The organism is Streptomyces calidiresistens (assembly GCF_014141525.1).
Lineage (GTDB): Bacteria > Actinomycetota > Actinomycetes > Streptomycetales > Streptomycetaceae > Streptomyces > Streptomyces calidiresistens.
In genome coordinates this window covers 1-510 of record NZ_VKHS01001524.1, presented here as the reverse complement: position 1 = coordinate 510, position 510 = coordinate 1, and the positions used below count along the sequence as shown (strand labels likewise).

The window sequence follows — 510 nt, the reverse complement described above, 5'->3', positions numbered from 1 at the left end:
GTCAGAAGTGTATAAGAGCCAGGAGGGCGGGATTCCCCTCCCGTCGGTGACGGCGACCGGGGGTGAGGGGGTGGCCGCACTCTGCCGGTCCCGATGGGGAGTTCGATGGAGGGCGGATGTTCGACGGGTGAACGGGGGATGTCCGAAGGGAAGCCGGAGGGCCCCGGTCCGGCGCCGTGGTCCGCGACCCGGTGCCGCCCGTGCCGAGGGGAGGGGACCTACCGCGGTGGCGAACGGCGCTTCACCGGTGGGGACGGGGTCACCGCCGGGCGGGTGCCCCGGGGGCGAGCACCCGCGACCCCACCCCACCGGTCGGACCTGCCGGCGGAAGGGGGTCCCCCGGCGGGGGTGCTCCCTCCCGGTGGGGGGACCCCGCCGGCACCGTTCCCTCCGCGCCGGACCGGCCGGTTCGTCGGTCCAACCGGCTCTCCATCTCCTCCAGGGCGCGTCGCAGGACCTCCACCTGCTCCCGCAGAACGGGATCGGGATCCTCCCGCCCGGCCGTCGGCC

The 510-nt window shown here is 75.7% G+C and carries 1 pseudogene; it reads right to left on the bottom strand.

The window, feature by feature from the left end:
- Positions 1 to 259 precede the first annotated feature (259 nt).
- Positions 260 to 510 (bottom strand): annotated as a pseudogene (locus FOE67_RS29885) (hypothetical protein); the annotation flags it as partial.